This window comes from Paenibacillus tianmuensis (assembly GCF_900100345.1).
GTDB lineage: Bacteria > Bacillota > Bacilli > Paenibacillales > NBRC-103111 > Paenibacillus_G > Paenibacillus_G tianmuensis.
The window spans coordinates 1-20,160 of record NZ_FMTT01000050.1; the positions used below are offsets into that span (position 1 = coordinate 1).

The 20,160-nt window shown below is 51.5% G+C and carries 17 protein-coding genes; 9 read left to right on the top strand and 8 right to left on the bottom strand.

The window, feature by feature from the left end; all coding sequences use genetic code 11:
* Positions 1-319 (top strand): IS1595 family transposase (locus tag BLO51_RS23865; RefSeq protein ID WP_143006960.1); only part of this gene is annotated, 319 nt, incomplete at its 5' end.
* 70 nt (positions 320-389) lie between these two features.
* Here the strand turns inward: BLO51_RS23865 and BLO51_RS23870 are convergent.
* Both BLO51_RS23870 and rlmD read right to left on the bottom strand, forming a co-directional pair.
* On the bottom strand, positions 390-4,550 hold the full coding sequence (locus BLO51_RS23870) for an NACHT domain-containing protein (protein WP_090675838.1): 4,161 nt from the start codon (positions 4,548-4,550) through the stop codon (positions 390-392).
* A gap of 347 nt (positions 4,551-4,897) precedes the next feature.
* Positions 4,898-6,295 carry a 23S rRNA (uracil(1939)-C(5))-methyltransferase RlmD gene (rlmD, locus tag BLO51_RS23875; protein WP_425415832.1) on the bottom strand — a complete coding sequence of 466 codons (1,398 nt, stop codon included), beginning with the start codon at positions 6,293-6,295 and terminating at the stop codon, positions 4,898-4,900.
* A 258-nt stretch (positions 6,296-6,553) separates the two neighbouring features.
* On the opposite strand from rlmD, the gene BLO51_RS23880 reads away from it, so the two are divergent.
* From BLO51_RS23880 to BLO51_RS23895, 4 genes are all read left to right on the top strand, one after another.
* The gene (locus BLO51_RS23880; protein ID WP_090675893.1) at positions 6,554-7,504 is read left to right on the top strand and encodes an ABC transporter ATP-binding protein; all 951 of its coding nucleotides are present in this window, start codon (positions 6,554-6,556) and stop codon (positions 7,502-7,504) included.
* Entirely contained in the window at positions 7,501-8,598 is a 1,098-nt protein-coding gene (locus BLO51_RS23885; RefSeq protein WP_090675841.1) for an ABC transporter permease, read from the top strand. Before BLO51_RS23880 ends, BLO51_RS23885 begins: the two co-directional genes overlap by 4 nt.
* A 231-nt stretch (positions 8,599-8,829) precedes the next feature.
* Complete coding sequence (locus BLO51_RS23890; RefSeq protein ID WP_090675843.1) at positions 8,830-9,057, top strand: hypothetical protein; 228 nt, start codon at positions 8,830-8,832, stop codon at positions 9,055-9,057.
* A gap of 118 nt (positions 9,058-9,175) precedes the next feature.
* A complete protein-coding gene (locus tag BLO51_RS23895; RefSeq protein WP_090675844.1) occupies positions 9,176-10,945 on the top strand; it encodes a B12-binding domain-containing radical SAM protein in 1,770 nt (589 codons plus the stop codon).
* Positions 10,946-11,023: 78 nt separating this feature from the next.
* Here BLO51_RS23895 and BLO51_RS23900 read toward each other — a convergent pair whose 3' ends face one another.
* The 4 genes from BLO51_RS23900 to mnmL all read right to left on the bottom strand — a co-directional run bounded on the left by BLO51_RS23900 (position 11,024) and on the right by mnmL (position 14,691).
* Entirely contained in the window at positions 11,024-11,989 is a 966-nt protein-coding gene (locus BLO51_RS23900; RefSeq protein ID WP_090675846.1) for a type I phosphomannose isomerase catalytic subunit, read from the bottom strand.
* Between the two features lie 155 nt (positions 11,990-12,144).
* Positions 12,145-12,717, bottom strand: coding sequence for a tRNA 5-(aminomethyl)-2-thiouridylate-methyltransferase MnmM (gene mnmM / locus BLO51_RS23905; RefSeq protein WP_090675847.1), 573 nt, complete (start codon positions 12,715-12,717; stop codon positions 12,145-12,147).
* Between the two features lie 287 nt (positions 12,718-13,004).
* Positions 13,005-13,640, bottom strand: coding sequence for a hypothetical protein (locus tag BLO51_RS23910; RefSeq protein ID WP_143006961.1), 636 nt, complete (start codon positions 13,638-13,640; stop codon positions 13,005-13,007).
* A gap of 73 nt (positions 13,641-13,713) precedes the next feature.
* Complete coding sequence (gene mnmL, locus BLO51_RS23915) at positions 13,714-14,691, bottom strand: tRNA modification radical SAM protein MnmL/YtqA (RefSeq protein ID WP_090675850.1); 978 nt, start codon at positions 14,689-14,691, stop codon at positions 13,714-13,716.
* A gap of 230 nt (positions 14,692-14,921) precedes the next feature.
* Between mnmL and BLO51_RS23920 the strand changes: the two genes are divergently transcribed.
* Together BLO51_RS23920 and trmB are read left to right on the top strand one after the other, a co-directional pair.
* Positions 14,922-15,413 carry a WGxxGxxG-CTERM domain-containing protein gene (locus BLO51_RS23920; RefSeq protein ID WP_090675852.1) on the top strand — a complete coding sequence of 164 codons (492 nt, stop codon included), beginning with the start codon at positions 14,922-14,924 and terminating at the stop codon, positions 15,411-15,413.
* 155 nt (positions 15,414-15,568) lie between these two features.
* The gene (trmB, locus tag BLO51_RS23925; RefSeq protein WP_090675854.1) at positions 15,569-16,309 is read left to right on the top strand and encodes a tRNA (guanosine(46)-N7)-methyltransferase TrmB; all 741 of its coding nucleotides are present in this window, start codon (positions 15,569-15,571) and stop codon (positions 16,307-16,309) included.
* 53 nt (positions 16,310-16,362) lie between these two features.
* On the opposite strand, the gene BLO51_RS23930 is transcribed toward trmB, so the two are convergent.
* Both BLO51_RS23930 and BLO51_RS23935 read right to left on the bottom strand, forming a co-directional pair.
* Positions 16,363-17,481 carry an MGDG synthase family glycosyltransferase gene (locus BLO51_RS23930; protein ID WP_090675856.1) on the bottom strand — a complete coding sequence of 373 codons (1,119 nt, stop codon included), beginning with the start codon at positions 17,479-17,481 and terminating at the stop codon, positions 16,363-16,365.
* Between the two features lie 58 nt (positions 17,482-17,539).
* Complete coding sequence (locus BLO51_RS23935) at positions 17,540-18,067, bottom strand: phosphatase PAP2 family protein (RefSeq protein ID WP_090675858.1); 528 nt, start codon at positions 18,065-18,067, stop codon at positions 17,540-17,542.
* 318 nt (positions 18,068-18,385) lie between these two features.
* On the opposite strand from BLO51_RS23935, the gene BLO51_RS29905 reads away from it, so the two are divergent.
* Together BLO51_RS29905 and BLO51_RS23945 are read left to right on the top strand one after the other, a co-directional pair.
* A complete protein-coding gene (locus BLO51_RS29905) occupies positions 18,386-18,532 on the top strand; it encodes a hypothetical protein (RefSeq protein WP_217266778.1) in 147 nt (48 codons plus the stop codon).
* Between the two features lie 227 nt (positions 18,533-18,759).
* Positions 18,760-19,995, top strand: coding sequence for a glycosyltransferase family 2 protein (locus BLO51_RS23945; protein WP_090675862.1), 1,236 nt, complete (start codon positions 18,760-18,762; stop codon positions 19,993-19,995).
* Positions 19,996-20,160 lie beyond the last annotated feature (165 nt).

The window sequence follows — 20,160 nt, forward strand, 5'->3', positions numbered from 1 at the left end:
CATCGAACCAGGTTCGACGATCAGTAGCGACGCGTATCGTTCGTACCATGCACTCGCTAAAGAATATAACCACCAACCGATCAGGTTCAATGTAAAGGACAATCCTGATCATTTGAAATGGCTGCATACGATGATTTCCAACGCGAAAGCCTTTATCGCCGGTACGTTTCACGGTTTAGATTCCAAGCATCTGCAATCCTATTTGAACGAATTCTGCTTTCGCACCAATCGTCGGCAGTTTGAAGGTCAGATGTTTAATCGCCTGCTGGCTGCTTGTGTTTCCACCGATACCGTCACCTACGGCGATTTGACCGCATAAGCCAAGCGGAGCTAACTTGATATTCAAATTGAATAATTATCACGACAGGTAATGTTTTTCACAACTCAGCTTACAAAAAAGCATTAATCACAAATGATCTAACCTCTATACCATGTTTGGATAGTGCTTTAGCTTGTTCGTTCAAAATATCCCTTGTTTGATCTAGTCCACAAGATGGAATTGCAGATTTACGCTTATCGTTAGTATCCCAGTTTAATCCTTCAAACCAACCAATCAAGTATAGCCCATACTTACACTTGCCCTCTTTTAAATATCTGTTGATCAATTGTGTTTCCATAGCTTGGAAAAGTTCTTGATGCCAATTCCCTTTTACCTCAATAATAACTGTTATGATTTCATTTGCTCTCACTGTATTTCCTGAAAGTATTGCATTAACATGAAGATCCGTGCGCTCTCCCGGTAAAGATCCAGCACTTCTTCGTATCTCTACTTCACGATTAATTACAATTCCCCTACCTAGAAGATCACGTTCTAAGTGTTGTTTTACATAGTCGGAAAATTCATTTTCTGATCTTGGACGGTATTTTCGAATATCTATTTGATTCCAGAGCCATATTACTTCTGGTGTAATTCCATGTAGCTTTTCCTCAAGCCTATTAAGGGATTCAATTAACACGTCCAATAACTGTTCTTCACTGTTAACAAGCCTGCTATGCTTATTTGCCACTAAACTGAGTATTTCTGCGGGAAGTGGAGGGGACCAAGTATTGCGCCGTGTGATTTCTTTTGCTTCTAGAAGTGACCACTTTAACCATGAAAGCTCCGGAAGTTCCGAAACTATTCGAGTAATTTGATCACAGGATTCTAAGGTTCCTTTGTTTGATAAATATCGTAATATACTATCCCTTAAGTCGGCCACCTCTTCACGCGGCCCTACGAAATGCATTTCATCTTCTTCATGGTTCGGGTCTTCCTTATGAGGAAATCTTTGTACTAACCAAATATACAAGTCAGCAAGTGCCATTTCTGATAGGTTTTGAATCAGTTCATGTCTTTTAAAGCTTCTACTTGAATAAGAAAGAATAGCCTCACTAAAAAAATCCGGATTGGATTCTTTAAGTGGCCATATGGTATCTTCCCATCCCTTGGAATTCTGCAAAAGCGTAGCAAAAGAAATAATAGCTTGCGTGCGTGTGTCAATATCATCTAGTAATTTTGGTAGAAGTAAAGACTTGGCATATTCTTCTGCACCGTTAATTTGATATCTCAATAGCTCATTAAGTAAGCTCCTAATAGATTCAGGCTTTAGACTCTGGGTTCTTAACTTAGACAAAACTGCTTCACCAATTCGAGCATCCCAACATTCTTTGATGGATCTGATAATAAATACATTAGAATGTTGTTCATTCTCTTTATCAATAAGATGCAATAACTCGGAAATAACTCGATCAGGAGCATTGTTATAAGCCAGCTTTATTAACTTGTCTCGTATTTTCTCCTCGTCACCTCTTGATGATGATACCCACTGAGTCAATATAACTGGAGACCAATTTTCCCACTGAAATGAAGTTAGCGATCGCAGAAATTCATAATCCTGTTCGTAAATTAATCTAAGTGCCCTATATCCAGCCATATCCGGTCGATGAAAAGTGTTTGTTCCAAACCATTTCGTAGCATCTGTTTTTTTCTCAACCAGGTATTTTTGCGCAGCGGATAAAATACGTTCTTCAGCATGGGCGTCAACCTTTTTCCAACCTGGTAGTGCTTTTATATTTGGCTCCATTTCTTCAACGCGCCTGTTGTCTTCTTTAATCCCCAAATCCCAATTTAACCACCACCAAGCATCTAAATTTCCGGCTTCGAATTCATTTAAACGCAGACTGATTCTTTCATTGACAGTTGGTTGTATACGGGGAGATTGGGCATCTCTTAACCTCTTATTACGTATTTGTCTATCTCTTTGCTCACGAGCTTCGTCAGAATCTAGTGGAATACTAAGAAAAAAGCCTTGGCATTTTTCTGCTAATATTTCACTGGTTTGAATAGCACTATAAAGTAACTCAACTTGCTGTGGGTCTGATGAATTGAATGATCTTGATACCAACTCTGCCCATTTTTGTTTAAACTCCAGATTTGTTTCTTTTGTTAATTTTTGAAGCATCCATGGGAAATCTTCTGTTTTAATAAAACTATACAATTCAACTGGAATAAACTTTTTTTCATCTAATGAGACTGCTAATGAAGAAAGGATCGTTCGGCGTACATTCTGATTCTGAATCAAATCGTTAATATAATTAAAATTATCATAATGCACTAATCTTTCTCGTAAAACATTAATAAAAGCTCTAAGAATATCCGGGTCATCTAAGTATCCGCCTGCTTTGTTCATTATTCCGTAGATTAAATCATCAAGTTGATGATCGAAATGCTCATTAACTGCATATTTTTGAACAAATGCTAGTGCAGCATGTAAATCTTGAACTTGTAGTTTTTTGAGAATTTCATAGTTCAAAAACATTATATATTGTCCAGTAAAATTTCTGTGCTTTGGAATTGTGAGTAATGAAAATAAATCTTCACCGGATATATACTCAGGCCACAATACATAAAGTGCTATGCCTTTCAATTGATCATCAACATCTTCTTCTAGCGACTTAGCTAGTGGTGATAACTGAATCTTCACTCTTTCTTCTGCTAACTCAGAAAGTGCATAACCTGCTTGAATTCGAATTTGATAATCCTCATGCCGATTTAATACAATTGTTAGCAAGTCATTCTGGAAAGTTCTCAGTTTGCAGGCTCTTGCTATTCGGATGGCAGCACGCCGTGCCACATAACAACGTTCCTTGTCTAAAATATACGGTCTAATCTGTTGTTCGAGAGAAGGATTATTTAATTTGTAAAAGTATTCATCAAAGTCCCAGTCTCTAATTTCTTCTGCATTAAATAACTCAAAAAGTGTATCAACTAGTAACTTCTTATCTTCAGCATCTACATTTGCCACATCACTTCGTAATAGTATCTGCGGATCGCGCTTGATTATTTGGCGAAACAATTCAACATTCATTGTTGCTATCCAAGCTGAGACCTCGTGTAGTTGCGGAACTAACATTCGTACTGGGTTCAGGGGATGTTCAATCAAGCTCAAGACTTGCATAGAAGATAGCTCATTTTGGGTAATATAAAAGGCCGCTAAAAATTCTGCATATGTTTGGTGAGCCCATCCAAAACGATTAGCGCCTCTTGAGGTAAATAAACCTGTAGAAAGTGTTTCTTCAATTTCTGATTCTGAAATTATTAATGATGTTTCATTCTGTAGGGAATACTCACCTGAAATATCTCGAATGGTGATATCTTCATCAGGTACATTACCGAAATTAATGTCACGCCACACAGCGTATTTATTTGAGAAAACCATTAAAGCTGCAATCCGTGAGGCTACTTTCAAACGATCCATAGCTCTAAAATTACCTACATTCCGAGACGTGATCCTACTCTCATTTGTTTCTTCACAGAGCAGTTCACATCCTTGCAAATACAATTCCTTTTGTGTAGATGGGAAGTTACCATGCCGCGTATAAAGATTGAGAAGAAACTTTAAGGTGATCGGCTTAATTGCAAGTGGAACTACCTCTTTCTCCCATATCTCGTTCATGAATTTATCAGCATCGATTCTTAGCTCAACAGCTGCGTTATAAACATCCATTTGTCTTAATGGTGCTAGTTCCATAATCTGAATATTCTTTCCCCATAATTCCGTTAGCTCACGTTCAAGTAGACTCGGCCAGTCAGCGGTTCGGCAGGCAAGTCTTAGATAAAGATTTTTAAAGTTTTGGTTAGAACTATATTTTTTAAATTCTTCTGCCAACAAAACCGCCACATAATCTATCCGCAGTAGACATTCATCCAAACTATCCAAAAAAAGATGTAGAGAATATTCTCCTTCGAGACAAGCCCTAAACAATGGATTTTCAAAGATATCTCGAATCAAACGTTCTTCCTTTCCGTACGAACGGAGATCAATCCGAAGCGATTTTTGCTTATCTTCAAGGATAGCTATCTTTCTCAAAGCTTCCGTTTTACCGATGCCTGGCTCACCTAATAAAATTAGACAAGGAACTTCTGATATTTTGTCAAAAGAAACAACATGTTTGTTAAACATATAACCATACTCAGATTCAGGATCGTAAAGATATCCGCCATCAGATAAATTTAGTGTACCTGTTCGAGGGCACCAGAATCTTTTCCAAGAAAAAATTATATCGTTCAAAGATATGCACCTCCGAATTATGATGCTGGTCTTGTACTCAATTAAATTAAGAAAGATATATCAACTGTTCACCTACATTTTTCTACGAAAACGCTCAACTTCCTTTTCAAGAATAAACTAAATAAACTGAAATACCCGAACAAATTAAAAGCTCAAGCAAGGTTCACTTGAGCGTCATAACATATTTGTTTTAAATAATAAGGTAAATGGGACTCTTACTCCCTCATCAGTAACACATGGCCCTCCACATGCATTATGCATGAAAGGAATATATATTCCCGCACTCGATCCCTGCTTAATTTATTGTATGCGGGAACATACTGCCATTGATCTCCATCCGATCTGTATCAATGCTTATCTTCCCGATATATCCTTACCACGCACTCCACATGCGCCGTCTGCGGGAACATGTCCACTGGCTGGATCCAGTCCAGCCGGTAGCCTTGCTCAAGCAGCACCTGGCAGTCCTTCGCCAGAGTGGACGGATTGCACGACACGTAGACGAGTCGTGCCGGCTTCGCCTCGGCGAGCGCGAGCAGCAGCGGGCGCTCGCAGCCGGTGCGCGGCGGGTCGACCACGACGACGTCAGGGCGGATGCCGCGCTGCACCCATTCGGGCAGCAACTGCTCGGCGCGCCCAACGAAGAAGCGGGCGTTTGCCGCGCCGCTCGCCCGGGCATTGTCCCGGGCGTCGTCGACCGCCTCGGGGATGAGCTCGATGCCGCGCACCTCGCGGGCGTGCGGGGCGAGCCAGAGCCCGATCGTGCCGGTGCCGCAGTAGGCGTCGACGACTAGCTCTTCGCTGGTCAGCGCGGCGGCTTCCCGGACCGCGTCATACAGCTTGACCGTTTGCTCCGGGTTCAGCTGGAAGAAGGCGCGGGGGGAGAGGGAGAAGCGGACGTCGCCGAGCGTCTCGTCCAGCCGCTCCTTGCCCCATAGTACGGTCGTTTTCGCGCCGAAAATGAGCGGTGACGCTTCTCGATTCAAATTTTGCGCGATGGTCGTCACCTGCGGCAGCTCGTCGCGGATGCGGCGGACGAGCCGTTCGCGGTCCGGAATACGGTCCGCCGCGGTGATCAGCGTGAGCTGGATCTCGCCGGTTTGCCGGCCTACCCGGGCTACGATGGTGCGGACGACGCCTTGGCGAGTCCGTTCGTTATAGACGGGGATGTCCAGCTCACCAAGCAGCTTGGCAACCGTCTCCGTGACCCGGTTGATCGCCGGATCGTGTATCGCGCAGCCGGTAATGTCGACGAGCTTATGCGTGCCGGGGGAGTACAAGCCCGCGACGACCTGCTCGCCTGCGCCTGCGCGGCCGAGCTGCAGCTGCGCCTTGTTCCGGTAGCTCCAAGGGTTGTCCATGCCGAGAATCGGCCGGATCGGGGCCGACTCCATTCCCGCGTACCGCCGGAACGCTTCCCGTACCAGCTCCTCCTTAGCGCGCAGCTGAGCCTCATACGTCATATGCTGAAGCTGACAGCCGCCGCAGCTGTCGTATACCGAACAGGGCGGCTTTTGACGGTGCGGCGAAGCCTTTTCCACCTCGTCCAGCTTGGCCGTGATATAGCTGGGTTCGACCTTCGTCACCGTCGCTTTCACGACTTCCTCCGGCAGCGTCCCGTCGATGAACACCGCCTTGCGCTTGTAATAGCCGACGCCCTCGCCGTTAATGCCGATCCGCTTGATCGTGACTACGATCCGATCGCCCGCTCTCAGATCCTCTGCCGTCGCGGGCCGACTTGCCACGGGCTTCTTTCCACCAGGCTTACGTGCGGCTTCCGATCTTTTTCCCTGTGGACGCGAAGAATCGCGGTTCTTTTTCCATTCCGTGCTCATGCCGTTCTCTCCGTTTCTTGTCAAATCGCTGTTCTTACTATACCATGACCGGACCGGATTGGCGAAACGGGCTTCATGCTTAAAATTAGGCATCCCCGTCGGCCGGATGGTATACTCTAGCTGTAGCTTTTTCCAAAAACGCCTCCAAAGGAGCTGAAGATATTGCCGATGGCGGAAACGATGATTAAGGCGGACGGTTTAGTCAAACGGTACGGGGATTTTACGGCCGTCAAGGGCGTCCATTTCGAAGTATATCAAGGCGAGGTGTTCGGGCTGCTCGGACCGAACGGCGCGGGCAAGACGACCACGATGGAAATGATCGAAGGGCTCCGGAAGCCGGATGAAGGGCATGCGGTTGTGGCCGGCTTTAATACCCGGACGCAGCTGAATCAGGTCAAGCAGGTGATCGGCGTCCAACTGCAATCCACCTCGCTGTTCGATCTGTTGAAAGTGCACGAGATCGTCCGCATGTACGCCAGCTTTTACCCGAGCTCCGTCCCGATCGAGCCGCTGCTGGAAGATATGATTTTGCAGGAAAAACGCAACGACCGCGTCAAAAACCTCTCCGGCGGGCAAAAACAGCGTCTGGCGATTGCGCTGGCGCTTGTGAACGATCCGCAGGTGGTCTTCTTGGACGAACCGACGACAGGTCTGGACCCGCAGGCCAGGCGGACGCTGTGGGACATCGTGCTAAGGCTCAAGGAACGCGACAAAACGATCGTGCTCAGCACGCATTACATGGAAGAAGCCCATGCTTTGTGCGACCGCATCTGCTTGATGGACAGCGGACAGGTCATTGCACTCGATACGCCCCGGAATCTGGTCCGCAACCTGCAATCCGACAGCGCCATCGAATTCCGGTTGGAAGGCGCCGACGCTTGGAGTGAGGAGCGGCAAACAGCTGTAACGGAAGCGCTGCGGGAAGTGAGCGAGGTGAAGCAGGTGGATCAGCGCAAAGACATTTTCGTGCTGTATACCGACCATTTGCAAACCTCGCTCGTCGATCTGATCGGCCGGGCGGAAGCGCAGGGATGGCGCGTGCAGGAGCTGCAGACCCGGACGGCCACGCTGGAGGACGTATTCATCCACATGACGGGAAGGAGCTTGAGAGAAGCATGAACGCTTACATTCATCTGACGCTTGCCCAACTGCGGCTGTTCGCCCGCAACCGGCAGGTGCTGTTCTGGACGCTGCTTTTTCCGATCTTCTTCATGGTCATGCTGGGCTCGTTCCTTGGCAAGGGCAATCCGGTCTCTGTCACCGGCGCCATCGTCGATGAGGACCGGACGGCCGCTTCCGAAGTGCTGGTGAAGGCGCTGCAGGATAACCCGGTCCTGCGGCTGAGCGGAGCATCCGAATTAAATCCCGAGCTGGAGACGCTGAAACGCGGCGATTACCAGCTTGTGCTCGTCATTCCGAAGGGCTACGAGGAACAAACGAAGCCGGGGAACACAGGGACGGCCGCGGCGATCAAAGTGTATTACGACGAAACGAATGCCGCAACCTCGCAAATTGGGCTGCAGGTGCTGGCTCCGGTCATCGACGGGATCGACAAGAAGCTGTCCGGCTATACGCCGAAAATTACGATCCGGCCGGAAGGCGTACAGTCGCTGAAGCTCAGCTATATTGACTTCCTGGTGCCGGGCATTGTCGCCATGATGATTATGTCCAACAACCTGAACGGGGTGGCGGGGCAGATCGCTTCGTGGCGGGAACGGGGCATCCTGCGGCGGATGCAAAGCACGACGCTGAAAGCATCGACGTTTATCGCTTCGCAGATTACAGTGCGGCTGCTGCTGAACGGCTTGCAGGCCGTCATCGTGCTGGTCGTCGGCTCGCTCTTTTTCGGCACGCAGGTGAACGGCTCCTGGCTGCTGCTGCTCAGCTTTATCGTGCTCGGGACGCTGGCATTCATGTCGATCGGTTTTATCATTGCCGGTCTGGCCAAAACGCCGGAGAGCGCCGGGCCAATCGCCGGCTTCGTCTCGTTCCCGATGCTGTTCCTGGGCGGCGTCTTCTTCCCGATCAAGAACATGCCGGAGTTCCTTCAGCCCGTCGTCAAGCTTCTGCCGATCTCCCATTTGACGACGGCGCTGCGCCAGGTGATGAACGTAGGAGCAGGATTTTCCGTCGTCTGGACGGAAGCGGCGCTGCTCGGCGGTTGGCTCCTCGTCGCGTTTATCGTGGCCAGCTTTACGTTCCGGTGGGAATAAGCCGGCCGGGACTCCGGTCCAGGCCGCAGCTTTTACAGACGGCGCCGGCCCTTCCGCTCGAAAATTCCACATTTTTTTCTTAAAAATGGGAAATACTATGCTCATCTTGCTGCATATATAGAGAAAAGGAGAAATTTTAACGTTTTGTTTATATTCTCCTAATGTTGTCTTAATGTTTACCCGGTAACATGAAGACAATAATATTCGATGCGAAGGGACGATTTCTAGATCATGATACTGTACCAATTGGCCAAAAGACTGGCGGAGCGCAATCGACTGCAGCATAACATCGAGCGTTCCGAGGGCAATATCGAAGCATTAGTAACGCAAAAGGAGCAGGTGGAGGAGCAACTGTTGACCCAGGCCAACATGTGGAAGGAAGAGGGGCAGGACGAATTTATGCTTGCTGCGCTGGCCCCCGAGCCGGACAGCGTGCCAGTCAACGAATCTTTGTATTAGTTTTGGGAAAATGGGACGTCACGTTCCATTTTCTTTTTTTGTGTTCGGTTCCGTTTCGCGGTAGAATAGGGATACTGTTCAATACGAAAATGGATAAGTAAAGAGGTACGGAATTCCCATGAAAAATATTGTCTTATCGACGTTAAACGCCAAATATATTCACACTTCACTCGCGCTCCGGTATTTGAAGTCGTTCAGCCAGAACGATTTTCCCGGCATCCAGATTGCCGAATACACGATCAAGGACCCGGCGATGAACATCGTGTCCGACATTTACCAGCGCAAGCCCGAGGTTGTCGGCTTCTCCTGCTATATCTGGAACATTGAAGAAACGATCGTTGTGGTCAGCATGCTCAAGAAGATCATGCCTGAGCTGATCGTCGTTTTGGGCGGTCCGGAGGTTTCCTACGATACGGAGTATTGGATGAACCGGCTGCCGGAAGTCAACTTCATCGTCGTCGGAGAAGGGGAGGAGACGCTCCATCACCTGCTGACCGAGCTGGAAGGAGACCGCGCCTTGTACAGCGTCTTCGGCCTCGCCTACCGCAACAAAGAAGGACGGGTCGTCATCAACCCGCCTCGTCCGAAGCTGGCCTTGGACGACATTCCGACGCCGCATCGCTTTGCGGAAGATGTCCCGAGCCTGGCGAATCGGGTCGTGTATTTCGAGACGAGCCGCGGCTGTCCGTTCAGCTGTCAATTTTGTCTGTCTTCCATTGAAGTAGGCGTGCGTTATTTCGATATGGAACGGACCAAGAGCGACCTGCTTTATCTGATCCGCTCCGGCGCGAAGCTGATCAAGTTCGTGGACCGGACGTTCAACATTAAGCGCGATTACGCCATGGAAATGTTCGAATTTCTGATCCAAAACCATAACGGCTGCGTGTTCCAGTTCGAGATTACGGCGGACATTATGCGGCCGGAAGTGCTCGATTATTTGGCGGAGAACGCGCCGCCCGGCATATTCCGCTTCGAGATCGGGGTTCAGTCGACGAACGATTTGACCAACAACCTCGTCAAGCGCCGCCAAAACTTCACCAAGCTGACCCGTACGGTGACAAAGGTGAAGGAAAGCGGCAAAATCGACCAGCATCTTGATCTGATTGCCGGGTTGCCTGAGGAAGATTACAACAGCTTCCGTAAAACGTTCAACGACGTCTTCGCCCTCGGTCCCGAGGAATTGCAGCTCGGGTTTCTGAAAATGCTCCGCGGCACCGGGATGCGCCACGACGCGGAGAAATACGGCTACCTCTACATGGACTACGCGCCATATGAAATTCTCGGCAACAACATTTTGCCGTTCTCGGACTTGGTGCGGATCAAGCGGGTGGAGGACGTGCTGGAAAAATACTGGAACGCTCACCGGATGGACCATACGGTCCGGTATTTGATCGAACGCGAATTTACATCGGCCTTCGACTTCTTCCAAGAGTTCGGCGATTATTGGGAGGAGCGGGGCTGGCAAAAAATCGGGCACCAGCTTGAGGATTTGTTCACCCGGCTGCATGCATTCCTGAAGCATCGCGGCACCGCCAAGCTCGACGTCATCGAAGGCTTGATGAAGCTCGATTATTTCCTGAACCACAAGTACAAGCCGCGCAAAATTTGGTGGGACTTCACCTTGGACAAGCCCCGGCAGTCCGATTATTTGCGGCTGCTTGCCGAGCAGCCTGAAGCGGTATCCGGTTCGTTCGCCGCGTTGGGCATCGGAGAGAAGGAGCTGCATAAGCATGTCATGATCGAAAAGCTGCCGTTCCGGCTGGACCGTTACTTGCAGAGCGGAGAGCTGGACCGGACGAGCGAGCAGCTGCTCATCGTGTACTTCCCGCCAGACGCTTCGGCCAAGCCGCAGCCGTTTACGCTGGCGCTGGAGCCGACGAGTGCCTGAATGCGCAGGTCATAATGAAAGAACACCCCGTCTTGACGAACAAGACGAGGTGTTCTTTGCTTTTATGTCCGCTAAGGTCTACGGCAGGTAGCTGCGCAGGACCGTCATGCTGCCCTCAAGCGAATAGCTGCCAAGGCTGGCCGGCAGCAGGTAACATTCGCCCGGTTTCACGCTTAGCTCGCCGTCGGCCCAACGGATCGATCCTGTGCCTTCGCAGATAATGTGGATCACGAAGCTTTCCGGCGACGTTTGCAGCGGCCATTGGCCTTCGACACGGCCTTTTTCCGTCACGAAGAACGGGGAGCGGGCCAGGGTCAACCATTCGCCGGAGGCGTTCAGGTTCGTTTTCATATACGTAGCGCCCGAGTTTTCGTAGGCGATGACGTTCAAGGAATCTTCAATGTGCAGCTCGCGCGGCTTGCCGTCCAGACCGAGACGGTCGTAATCGTACAGCCGATAAGTGCTGTCCGAATTTTGTTGAATTTCGGCAACCAGTACGCCGGCTCCGAGCGCATGCACGGTGCCTGCAGGGATATAGAAGGAATCGCCCGCCTCCGCGGTAACTTCGTTCAAGCAGTCCAAAATGCGGTTCTGCTCGATAGCTTCAGCCAACTGCTCGCGGGTAACGCCGTCTTTCAGCCCGTAAATGATTTTGGCGCCCGGCTTGGCGTCCAGAATGTACCACATTTCGGTTTTACCCAGCTCGCCTTGCGGCAGTCGCTCGTAATGATCGTTCGGGTGCACCTGTACGGACAGGTCGTCTTGGCAATCCAGCAGCTTGATGAGCAGCGGGAACCGGCCGTTTTTCTCCGAAAAGCCCTTGCTGCCGAAAAACTCGCTCCCGTATTGCTCGCGGATTTGATCGAGTCCCATGCCGGCCAACTCGCCGTTTGCGACGGTCGTCGTTCCATTCGGATGATCGCCGATCATCCAGCCTTCGCCAATCTTGCCCTCCGGCAGCTCGAGTCCAAACTGTTCGAGCGCACGTCCGCCCCATACTCTTTCTTTAAATTCGGGCTTGCATTGCAACGGATACGGCTTCATTAGTCTCCACTTCCTTATCCTAGTCGGCCGCGTTTACCGGAGCAAACCGGCCTTTCTTTTTTTCTATTTTGCATTATATCAATCCGCCCCGCGTTTTGCTATAGCTAAAAGCACTGAAAGCGAGGAAGGCATTGGTTTGGAATTACCGCGCCGCACTATCTCTTTTCGATGGCGATAAGATAAGGCGGGTGATTAATCTGATTCATAAAACGGTACTGCAGCGTCTGAAAATGCTTTTGCGGCAAGGTGGAAGCCCAGCGCTCGACCTCGGCTGCTTCCTCCTGGCCTCCCTGATGGCCGGTGTACAGCACGATCGTAATAATGCCGCCGCGTCGAATAAGCTGAGCGGAAGCTTCCAAGGCGGCCAGCGTTGACGCCGGTACGGTCACGGTTTCATGATCGGCTCCGGGTAAGTAGCCAAGGTTATACATGACGGCCCCGATACGGCCATGGCTTTCTTCGGGGATAGCTTCCAACATCGCTTCATGGCTGCGCAGGTGAAGCCGGACATCACGGCCGGGGCATTCCTGTTCAAGCCGCGACGCTGTGCGGTCCAGCGCCTGCTGTTGGATGTCGAAGGCGTGCACGGTCCCGGCAGGCCCGACAAGCCGAGCGAGGAACGCCGTATCGACTCCGCCGCCGGCCGTAGCGTCGACAACGGTTTCTCCCGGCTCTACCCGTTCTTCAATTAATTTTTGTGCAAAGCTGAGTATGGAAATAAAGCCCAAAGGAGCGACTCCTCCTGTTACTGATAATTGAAATGGTTAAGCTGCCTGTTGGTCTTCACGAGTATGAAGATACGAATAAGGATGCATAACTTCGGGTAATGTTCAATAGAGGAACAGCCGTGCGTTATAAGCCGTAGTTCAACTGAAATGCGGTAAATAAAGGAAGCATGGTGCCTTAATACGACAAAAATAGGATACGCAACCTAAATTCGACACGAGTAACACATTTGAGTTCCTCTATTGGTTTAGGCCGCCTAAACATAGTCCTATATCGCACCGGAAATGTCTTATTCGTTCAGGACAAAGGTTTGAGGCTGAGCTATGTAGCTCTTGAAGCATGTCCGAACCCGGCCTCGCCGTTCTCCTAATTGCTTGCCCGTCCCGGCGGCGCCAGATCCCCAGCGCCTGCCGGGCTCGGCGGCGTCTGAAACCCCGGCTTCGCCACCGCCGGGCCTGACGACTCCGGCTCCGAGCTCGCCTTCGGCGGCTCGATCGGCCCCTTCGGCGCCGTCACCGCCTTGCCGCCTTCCGGCTCCGCTCCCCCCGGCTTCGCGAGGCTCGGCAGCTTCGCCGGCGGCAGCGCGGGCGCGCTCGGCGCCTTCGGCTTCGCCGCGGGGCGTTCCGCACCCGCCTTCGGCGCCGTGCCGGCCGCCGGTGTCGGCGCTTCGCTTCCTGCGGCTTCGCTGCCGCCCCCGGCTTCGCCGCTGCCTGCGCCGCCTGGGACGGCGGAGCCGACCGCCCCGCCGGGGGCGTTCGCCCCCGCCGTCCCAGGCGGTACCTTCGCCCCGTCCTCCGCCGGGGCGGGGGCCACATTGACCGGCGGCGTCGGCGTCGCCGGATCGTCCGTGCAGCCGGCCGCGAGACAAGCCGCGGCCCCGAGCATGAAGCAAACGACTCTCCGTTTGCCGTTCATCGTTCCTCACTCCTCCCACGGGCCGCCGGGTGCCGGGCGATCTTACCGGTCCCCGAGCCTCACGCCTCCCCGGTTCAGGCCAATCACAATCCCGAACCGGAACCTGGTGCGCCGTGCGGCCACTTTTTTCCTTGCCACGTATCGCGTCTGCGCAGCTCTTCGTCGAAGGCGTTGAGCACCTCCCACTTTTTCAAGCTCCACATCGGTCCGATCAGCAAATCCCGGGGCGCGTCCCCGGTCAGCCGGTGAATGATCATCTCCGGCGGAAGAAATTCCAGCGTATCGACGACGAGCGACACGTACTCGTCCTTTTCCAGAAACCGCAGCAAACCGGCCTCATACTGCTTGACCATCGGCGTTTTGCGCATCAGATGGAGCAGATGGATCTTGATTCCCTGCACATCCATCCGTGCGACGGCGCGGCCGGTTTCCAGCATCATCTCGTGCGTTTCCTGTGGCAGACCGTAAATGATATGCGCGCACACCCGGATGCCTCTGGCCCGAAGCTTTGCGACCGCATCCAAGTAGCACTGCGTATCGTGTGCCCGGTTGATCAGCTCCGATGTCTGTTCGTGGATCGTCTGGAGGCCCATTTCGACCCACAAGTACGTGCGTTCGTTCAGTTCGGCCAAATAATCGACGACATCGTCCGGCAGACAATCCGGCCTTGTGGCGATCGACAAGCCGACCACGCCGGGCTGCTGCAAAATCGCTTCAAAATATTCGCGGAGCTCCTCCACCGGAGCATACGTATTGGTATAGGCCTGGAAATAGCCGATATACTGCGCTTCCGGCCATTTTTGATGCTGCAAATCGCGGATTTTGTTGAACTGCGTCACCAGATCGTCCCGGCGGCTTCCGGCAAAATCGCCCGAGCCCCGCGCGCTGCAAAACGTGCAGCCTCCGGCGGCTATCGTTCCGTCGCGGTTCGGACAAGTGAATCCGGCATCGAGCATGACCTTGAATACCTTGCCTCCGAACTGCTGCCGCATTTCGTAATTCCATGTATGAAAACGTTTATCGCCCCATAATGGTGGTCGGATCATTTCAGCTTGCTTCATAAAGACGAAACTCCTTTTGTAAAAATCGATAAAGCTCGAATAGACTCGAATCGGCTCTTTCGCAGAGCATTACAATATATATTGTACCGAAAATCGGCCTCAAAAGCGAACTTAGTCCTTGACAAAACCCTCCTGCCGGAGAACGGGATAAGAAAACAACGCGTGGCCTATGCTAAGGTTGCAAGGCGTTAAAAACCAATCCAGCTTGAGAAGGGAGAATCTTTCATACCATGAACAAGTTCGGGAAAACGGTGCTTGCACTCGCTCTGACGGCTGCTATTGGTACGGGGGGACAAGCCTATGCGGAAACGACGGCTGCGGGAACTGGAGCTTCGTCTACGTATGGGACCACTTCGACCTATGGAACGACAGGTACCGGTACGACAACAGGCACAACCGCCGGTACGACGACAGTTGCGCCGACAGGAACGACAACGGGCACCACGACGGGGACGACGACAGGCACGACTACTGGCCCTGCAACGGGTACGACAACAGGGACTAATTATAACTACAACATGCTGGACCGCATGAATACGTACACCGGCACGACCGATCGTACGGGTTACGGCTACGGCGGCAATTACAACACCAATTCGTACCGTACGAACGCTGCAGCGGCGAATACTGGAACGGGCTGGGGTTGGCTTGGTTTGATCGGTTTACTGGGCTTGGCCGGTCTGCGCACCCGGAATCGCGACGAGGGCGAATTCCGCAAATAACGGGCGGAATGAGTTTTTTCACTTGCCACAGGCTTGACCGGTCCATCCGCCCTTACGGCACGGGCCGGTCTTTTCATTCCCGGTCTTCTGGAGTATAATCGATCAAGACGAAAACGCGCGGTTCGATGCGCAAGCGGTTGGAGGAAGATTGATCTATGCGGTTAAGAGGACGTAAAGGAATCAGAGAAGCGCTGGAGGCGCAGCCGGAGCTGGTCGTGCTGGAGCCGGAACCGTTCAAGGGCCGGTGGGCCAAGCTGTTCGGCAACGACCGTCCCATCCATGTGGAGCTTGGGATGGGCAAGGGGCGATTTATTAGCGAGCTGAGCGCCCTCAATCCGCACATCAATTACATAGGTGTCGACATGTACGACGAGCTTGTCCGCCGGGCCGGCGAGAAGGCGCATGCTTCCCGCAAGGAGCATGGCGGCGACTTGTCCAATCTGCGGCTCGCCCGTTTCAACATCGAGCTGATCGAAAATATTTTCGCCGCAGGCGAGCTGGAGCGGATCTATCTTAATTTCAGCGATCCTTGGCCGAAAAAAAAACATGCTCGCCGCAGACTGACCCATGCGAACTTTGTTCATAAATATCAGTCGATCTTGAATGAGCGGGGAGAAATTCATTTCAAAACGGATTCCCGTTCGCTGTTTGAGTTTTCGCTTAACTCGTTTGCCGATTTAGGTCTTCGCATGCGCAATATTTCGCTTGATCTTCATGCGGAAGAAGCGCGGACCGATTTGATCATGACGGAATACGAAACGAAATTCTACAAGCAGGGGATGCCGATTTACCGATTGGAGGCCGTGATCGGGCAAGAAGCGCTGGCGGCGCATCAGAAGCAGCTGTCCGAACGACAGGAGCCCGAAGCGGACGCAGAAGCCTCGGCGGAAGAATAGAAATCAACAAAAAAGCCTTGTGCGCTCATGCAGAGCCACAAGGCTTTTGTCTTTTAGCGGGCCAGTACTTCCATGATCGCTTGCGAGCACTGGGCGGGATTGTATGCGCCCTCTTTTCGCGCCAGTCCGGCGCGGGCGTTGCGCATCTCGAACACCTTGTCGGTTAGAAGCCGGAACCAATGATCCACCGTCTCCGCCGATTTGATCGGCTCTCCTAAGCCGTGCTGCGTGAAGTACTGCAGGTTTTCCTCTTCCTGCCCCGGGATCGGCTTGTAGAACAGCATCGGAATTCCTTTGGCAAGCCCCTCCGTACAGGTCATGCCTCCCGGTTTCGTGATGAGCAGGTCGGAGACGTCCATCCATTTGTCGATTTCTTTGGTGAACCCGAGCAGACGGACGTTCGGATGCCGGAAACGCTCGTCCTTGGCCAACTCCGCCAGCGCTTTCTCGTTGTTTCCGAGACAGACGACAAGCTGGATCCGATCGCGCCAACTGGTCAAGTGCTGCAGGAATCTTTCGTCCTTCACCAATCCCCAGCCGCCGCCCATAACGAGCACCGTAGGCAAGGGCGACAGGCCGAAGCGGCTGCGAAGCTCTTCCCGATTGTGCTGCTCCCAGAAGTTCGGGTGAATCGGAATGCCCGTCACCTTTACCGTTTCGGACGGAACCCCGCGGCTGAGCAGCTTTTCTTTGACGTTCGGGGTTGACACCAAGTACGTGTTTACTTCGGGGCTAACCCAGGTACCGTGAGCGTCGTAATCGGTGATCACGGTGCACAGCGGCACGTTCAAGCCCGAACGCTTCAAGCGGGAGATCACCGCACTCGGGAACGGATGCGTGCATACGATCGTATCCGGACGCAGCTGACGGATCACCTCGGCAGCCTGCGCGTAAAAGATACGATGAAGCGCAAGCCGGGTAAAACGGTTTAACGATTTTTTGTATTGAGAACGATACATCAGTCCGTAAAGCTTGGGTTGAGTCGACAAGGTTTTGCGGTAAGCGGTGAGAATCCATGGAGCCAGCGTCGGATGCAGAAATGTGCCGAGCTCAAGTACGCGAGTCTGGACTTCAGGCGAGAGCAGGCGAAGACTGTCGGACAGAGCGTGAGCCGCCTGCGTGTGCCCGGCGCCGAAGCCTTCGGATAATAATAAGACTCTCTTTTTACGCATAGGCGCTTCACCCAACCTTGTAGCAAATGGAATTTACACAAAGTTAACATTAATGCTTTCAGCCCCAAATTGTAACGGCCGACAGGGCCGTTACGGTTCCGATCAGCAGCCCGACCAAACAGTCGGACGGGTAGTGGAGTCCTAAATAGATACGCGACAAACCGACGAGAAATGCAATAGGAAGCAAAATAATAGCGATCGTCGAATGAACGAGCATGAGCGGCACAGTTACGGAGAATACGGCCGTCGTATGGCCGGACGGGAATGAATGGTCCGTTAACGGTTTTTTGCATGTGTGCGTGCCTTTCAGCACGAGATAGGGCCGAAGCCGCGGATATTTCTTCTTCATGATAGCGACGGGCACATGGCTGACCGCCAGAGCGATACAGCTTTGGATGCCGGCTATTCTCCATACCCCCTCCGTAAACAGAGCGACGCAGAGCGCAATGATAATCATAGCCGTAGCGCCTCCCAAATGAGTGATCGCATTAAAAAAGTAATCCAGCGCAGCGTGCTGAATACGTCGATTCACGAAGAAAAACATCCGGTGCTCATGCTTTTGCAGCCACGAAACGACACGGCTCAAGGGAACAACGCCTCCTTGCAGTGTGGGATAAGCTGTCTGGACAGCTCATATATAAGTGTAGGGGGCAAATGTTATAAGAATATAAAAAGAATATAAAAAGGTCAATTTAATCTTCCGAAATAGTCAATCCGCAGCCGAATCCGATCCGTGGAGGATAGAAAGACTTGGCAGCGTTCCCTTCTTATTGTATCCGGAGTGCCTTATGGCTATCCCTAATCCGGTCAACCTGGGTCGTTGCCTCATGCCATACCCATCTCGATATCCGGGAATCGGTAGTGCGGACTTGAAACCTTTCTCCGTTCACATTCGTTATATTATATGTCGGAAGGTTGGCATCGGAGAAAAGACACTGCGGAAGCAGGAGGCTGTCTTTTCCCAATGACCGCTTTTCCGTTTGTGGTTTCAGAAAGTTTTTTCCAACTGGCGCTTATAAAAAGTTTGAAAATCGATGAAAATAAGACGTAAAAAGATGGATAGCAAAGAGTCTTGCCGGAATTCCAGACGTTTTTCCCGAAAAAACAAAGATCCGGCCGCAGGAAGCGACTTGGCGGTTTTGACAAATCGGATCAAAGAGAGGAAAATCATATTCGGCGACCCTCGTAATCTAATCCACATCATCGAAAAAGTTTTTGAAGGCGCTAAGAGAAACAGAAACAGACAAAGGGGTACATACAAAAAAAGGGGGATGTTTCATGTTGGACAGTATTCTGTTAGGCCTCCAGATTGCTTTGGCTTTGATTGGAGCCTACCAGTTGGTTCTGACGTTTTTCGGTTGGTACCGTCGCAAAAATCAAATTGAGCATGCGCCTCAAAAAACGTTTGCCGTTCTCGTAGCGGCCCACAATGAGGAGCAGGTTGTCGGTGCGCTTATCGAGAACTTGAAAAATTTGGACTATCCGAAAGAACTATATGATATATTCGTGATTTGCGATAACTGCACCGACAATACGGCTCAAATCACCCAAGAAATGGGCGTGCTCGCATGCGTGCGCAGCAATCCGAAGCTGAGAGGCAAAGGCTACGCGATCGAGTGGATGCTCAAAGAACTGTGGAAAATGCCGCGCCAGTACGATGCCGTCGTCATGTTCGACGCCGACAACCTCGTCAGCAAGGATTACCTGATGCATATGAACAACGACCTGTGCAACGGCTCCAAGGTTATTCAGGCTTATCTGGATACGAAGAATCCGCACGATTCTTGGGTTACCGCCTCCTACGCGGTGACCTATTGGTACATTAACCGGCTGTGGCAGCTGCCGCGGGCCAACCTTGGTTTGGGCAACTATTTGGGCGGCACGGGAATGTGCTTCGAATCGAATCTGCTGAAGGAAATCGGCTGGGGGGCGACAAGTCTCGTCGAGGATCTGGAGTTTACGATGCGCTGCGTGACTCGCGGCGTCAAACCGACGTTCAACTATTACGCGAAAGTGTATGACGAAAAGCCGATCACGTTCAAAGCTTCGGCGCGCCAGCGGCTCCGCTGGATGCAGGGCCATTTCATCGTGGCCAGACGCTACTTCTTTCCGCTGCTCTGGAAAGGGATCAAGGAAGGCAGCTGGACGAAGATCGATAACGCCATGTACGCGGCCAACGTTTATAACGTGTTCATCGCTTCGATCGTTACCGTGGTGCTGTGGATCGATATGACGCTTCCGGGCGTCCCGGCATTTAGCTCCTTGTTCAAGATTGCGCCAAGCTTCTTTGCGGTCTTCACGGTGTTAACCTACGTCCTGTTTATGATCGCGCTGATTATGGAGAAAGCGCCTTTGAAATCGTATAAGTACTTGATTACGTTCCCGCTCTTCCTGTTGTCCTGGTGGCCGATCACGGTCTACGCGTTCTTCACGCAAAACAACAAGCAGTGGAGCCATACCGAGCATACCCGGGTTATCCGGCTCGAGGATATGAAGAGCAAGCAGGCCAGCTAGCGCAAGCCGCGTAAAAAATCGGATTTCGCTGTTGACTATAGTCAATGGGAATGCTACACTAGTTTAGTGCGAAAGAAGAAGCGCCCGCTTCTCACCTGCCCGACCTCGGTTGGCTGGTTATGACTGAGAGTGACTTTGTTTGATTGATCCGTTCTTGAACAGATC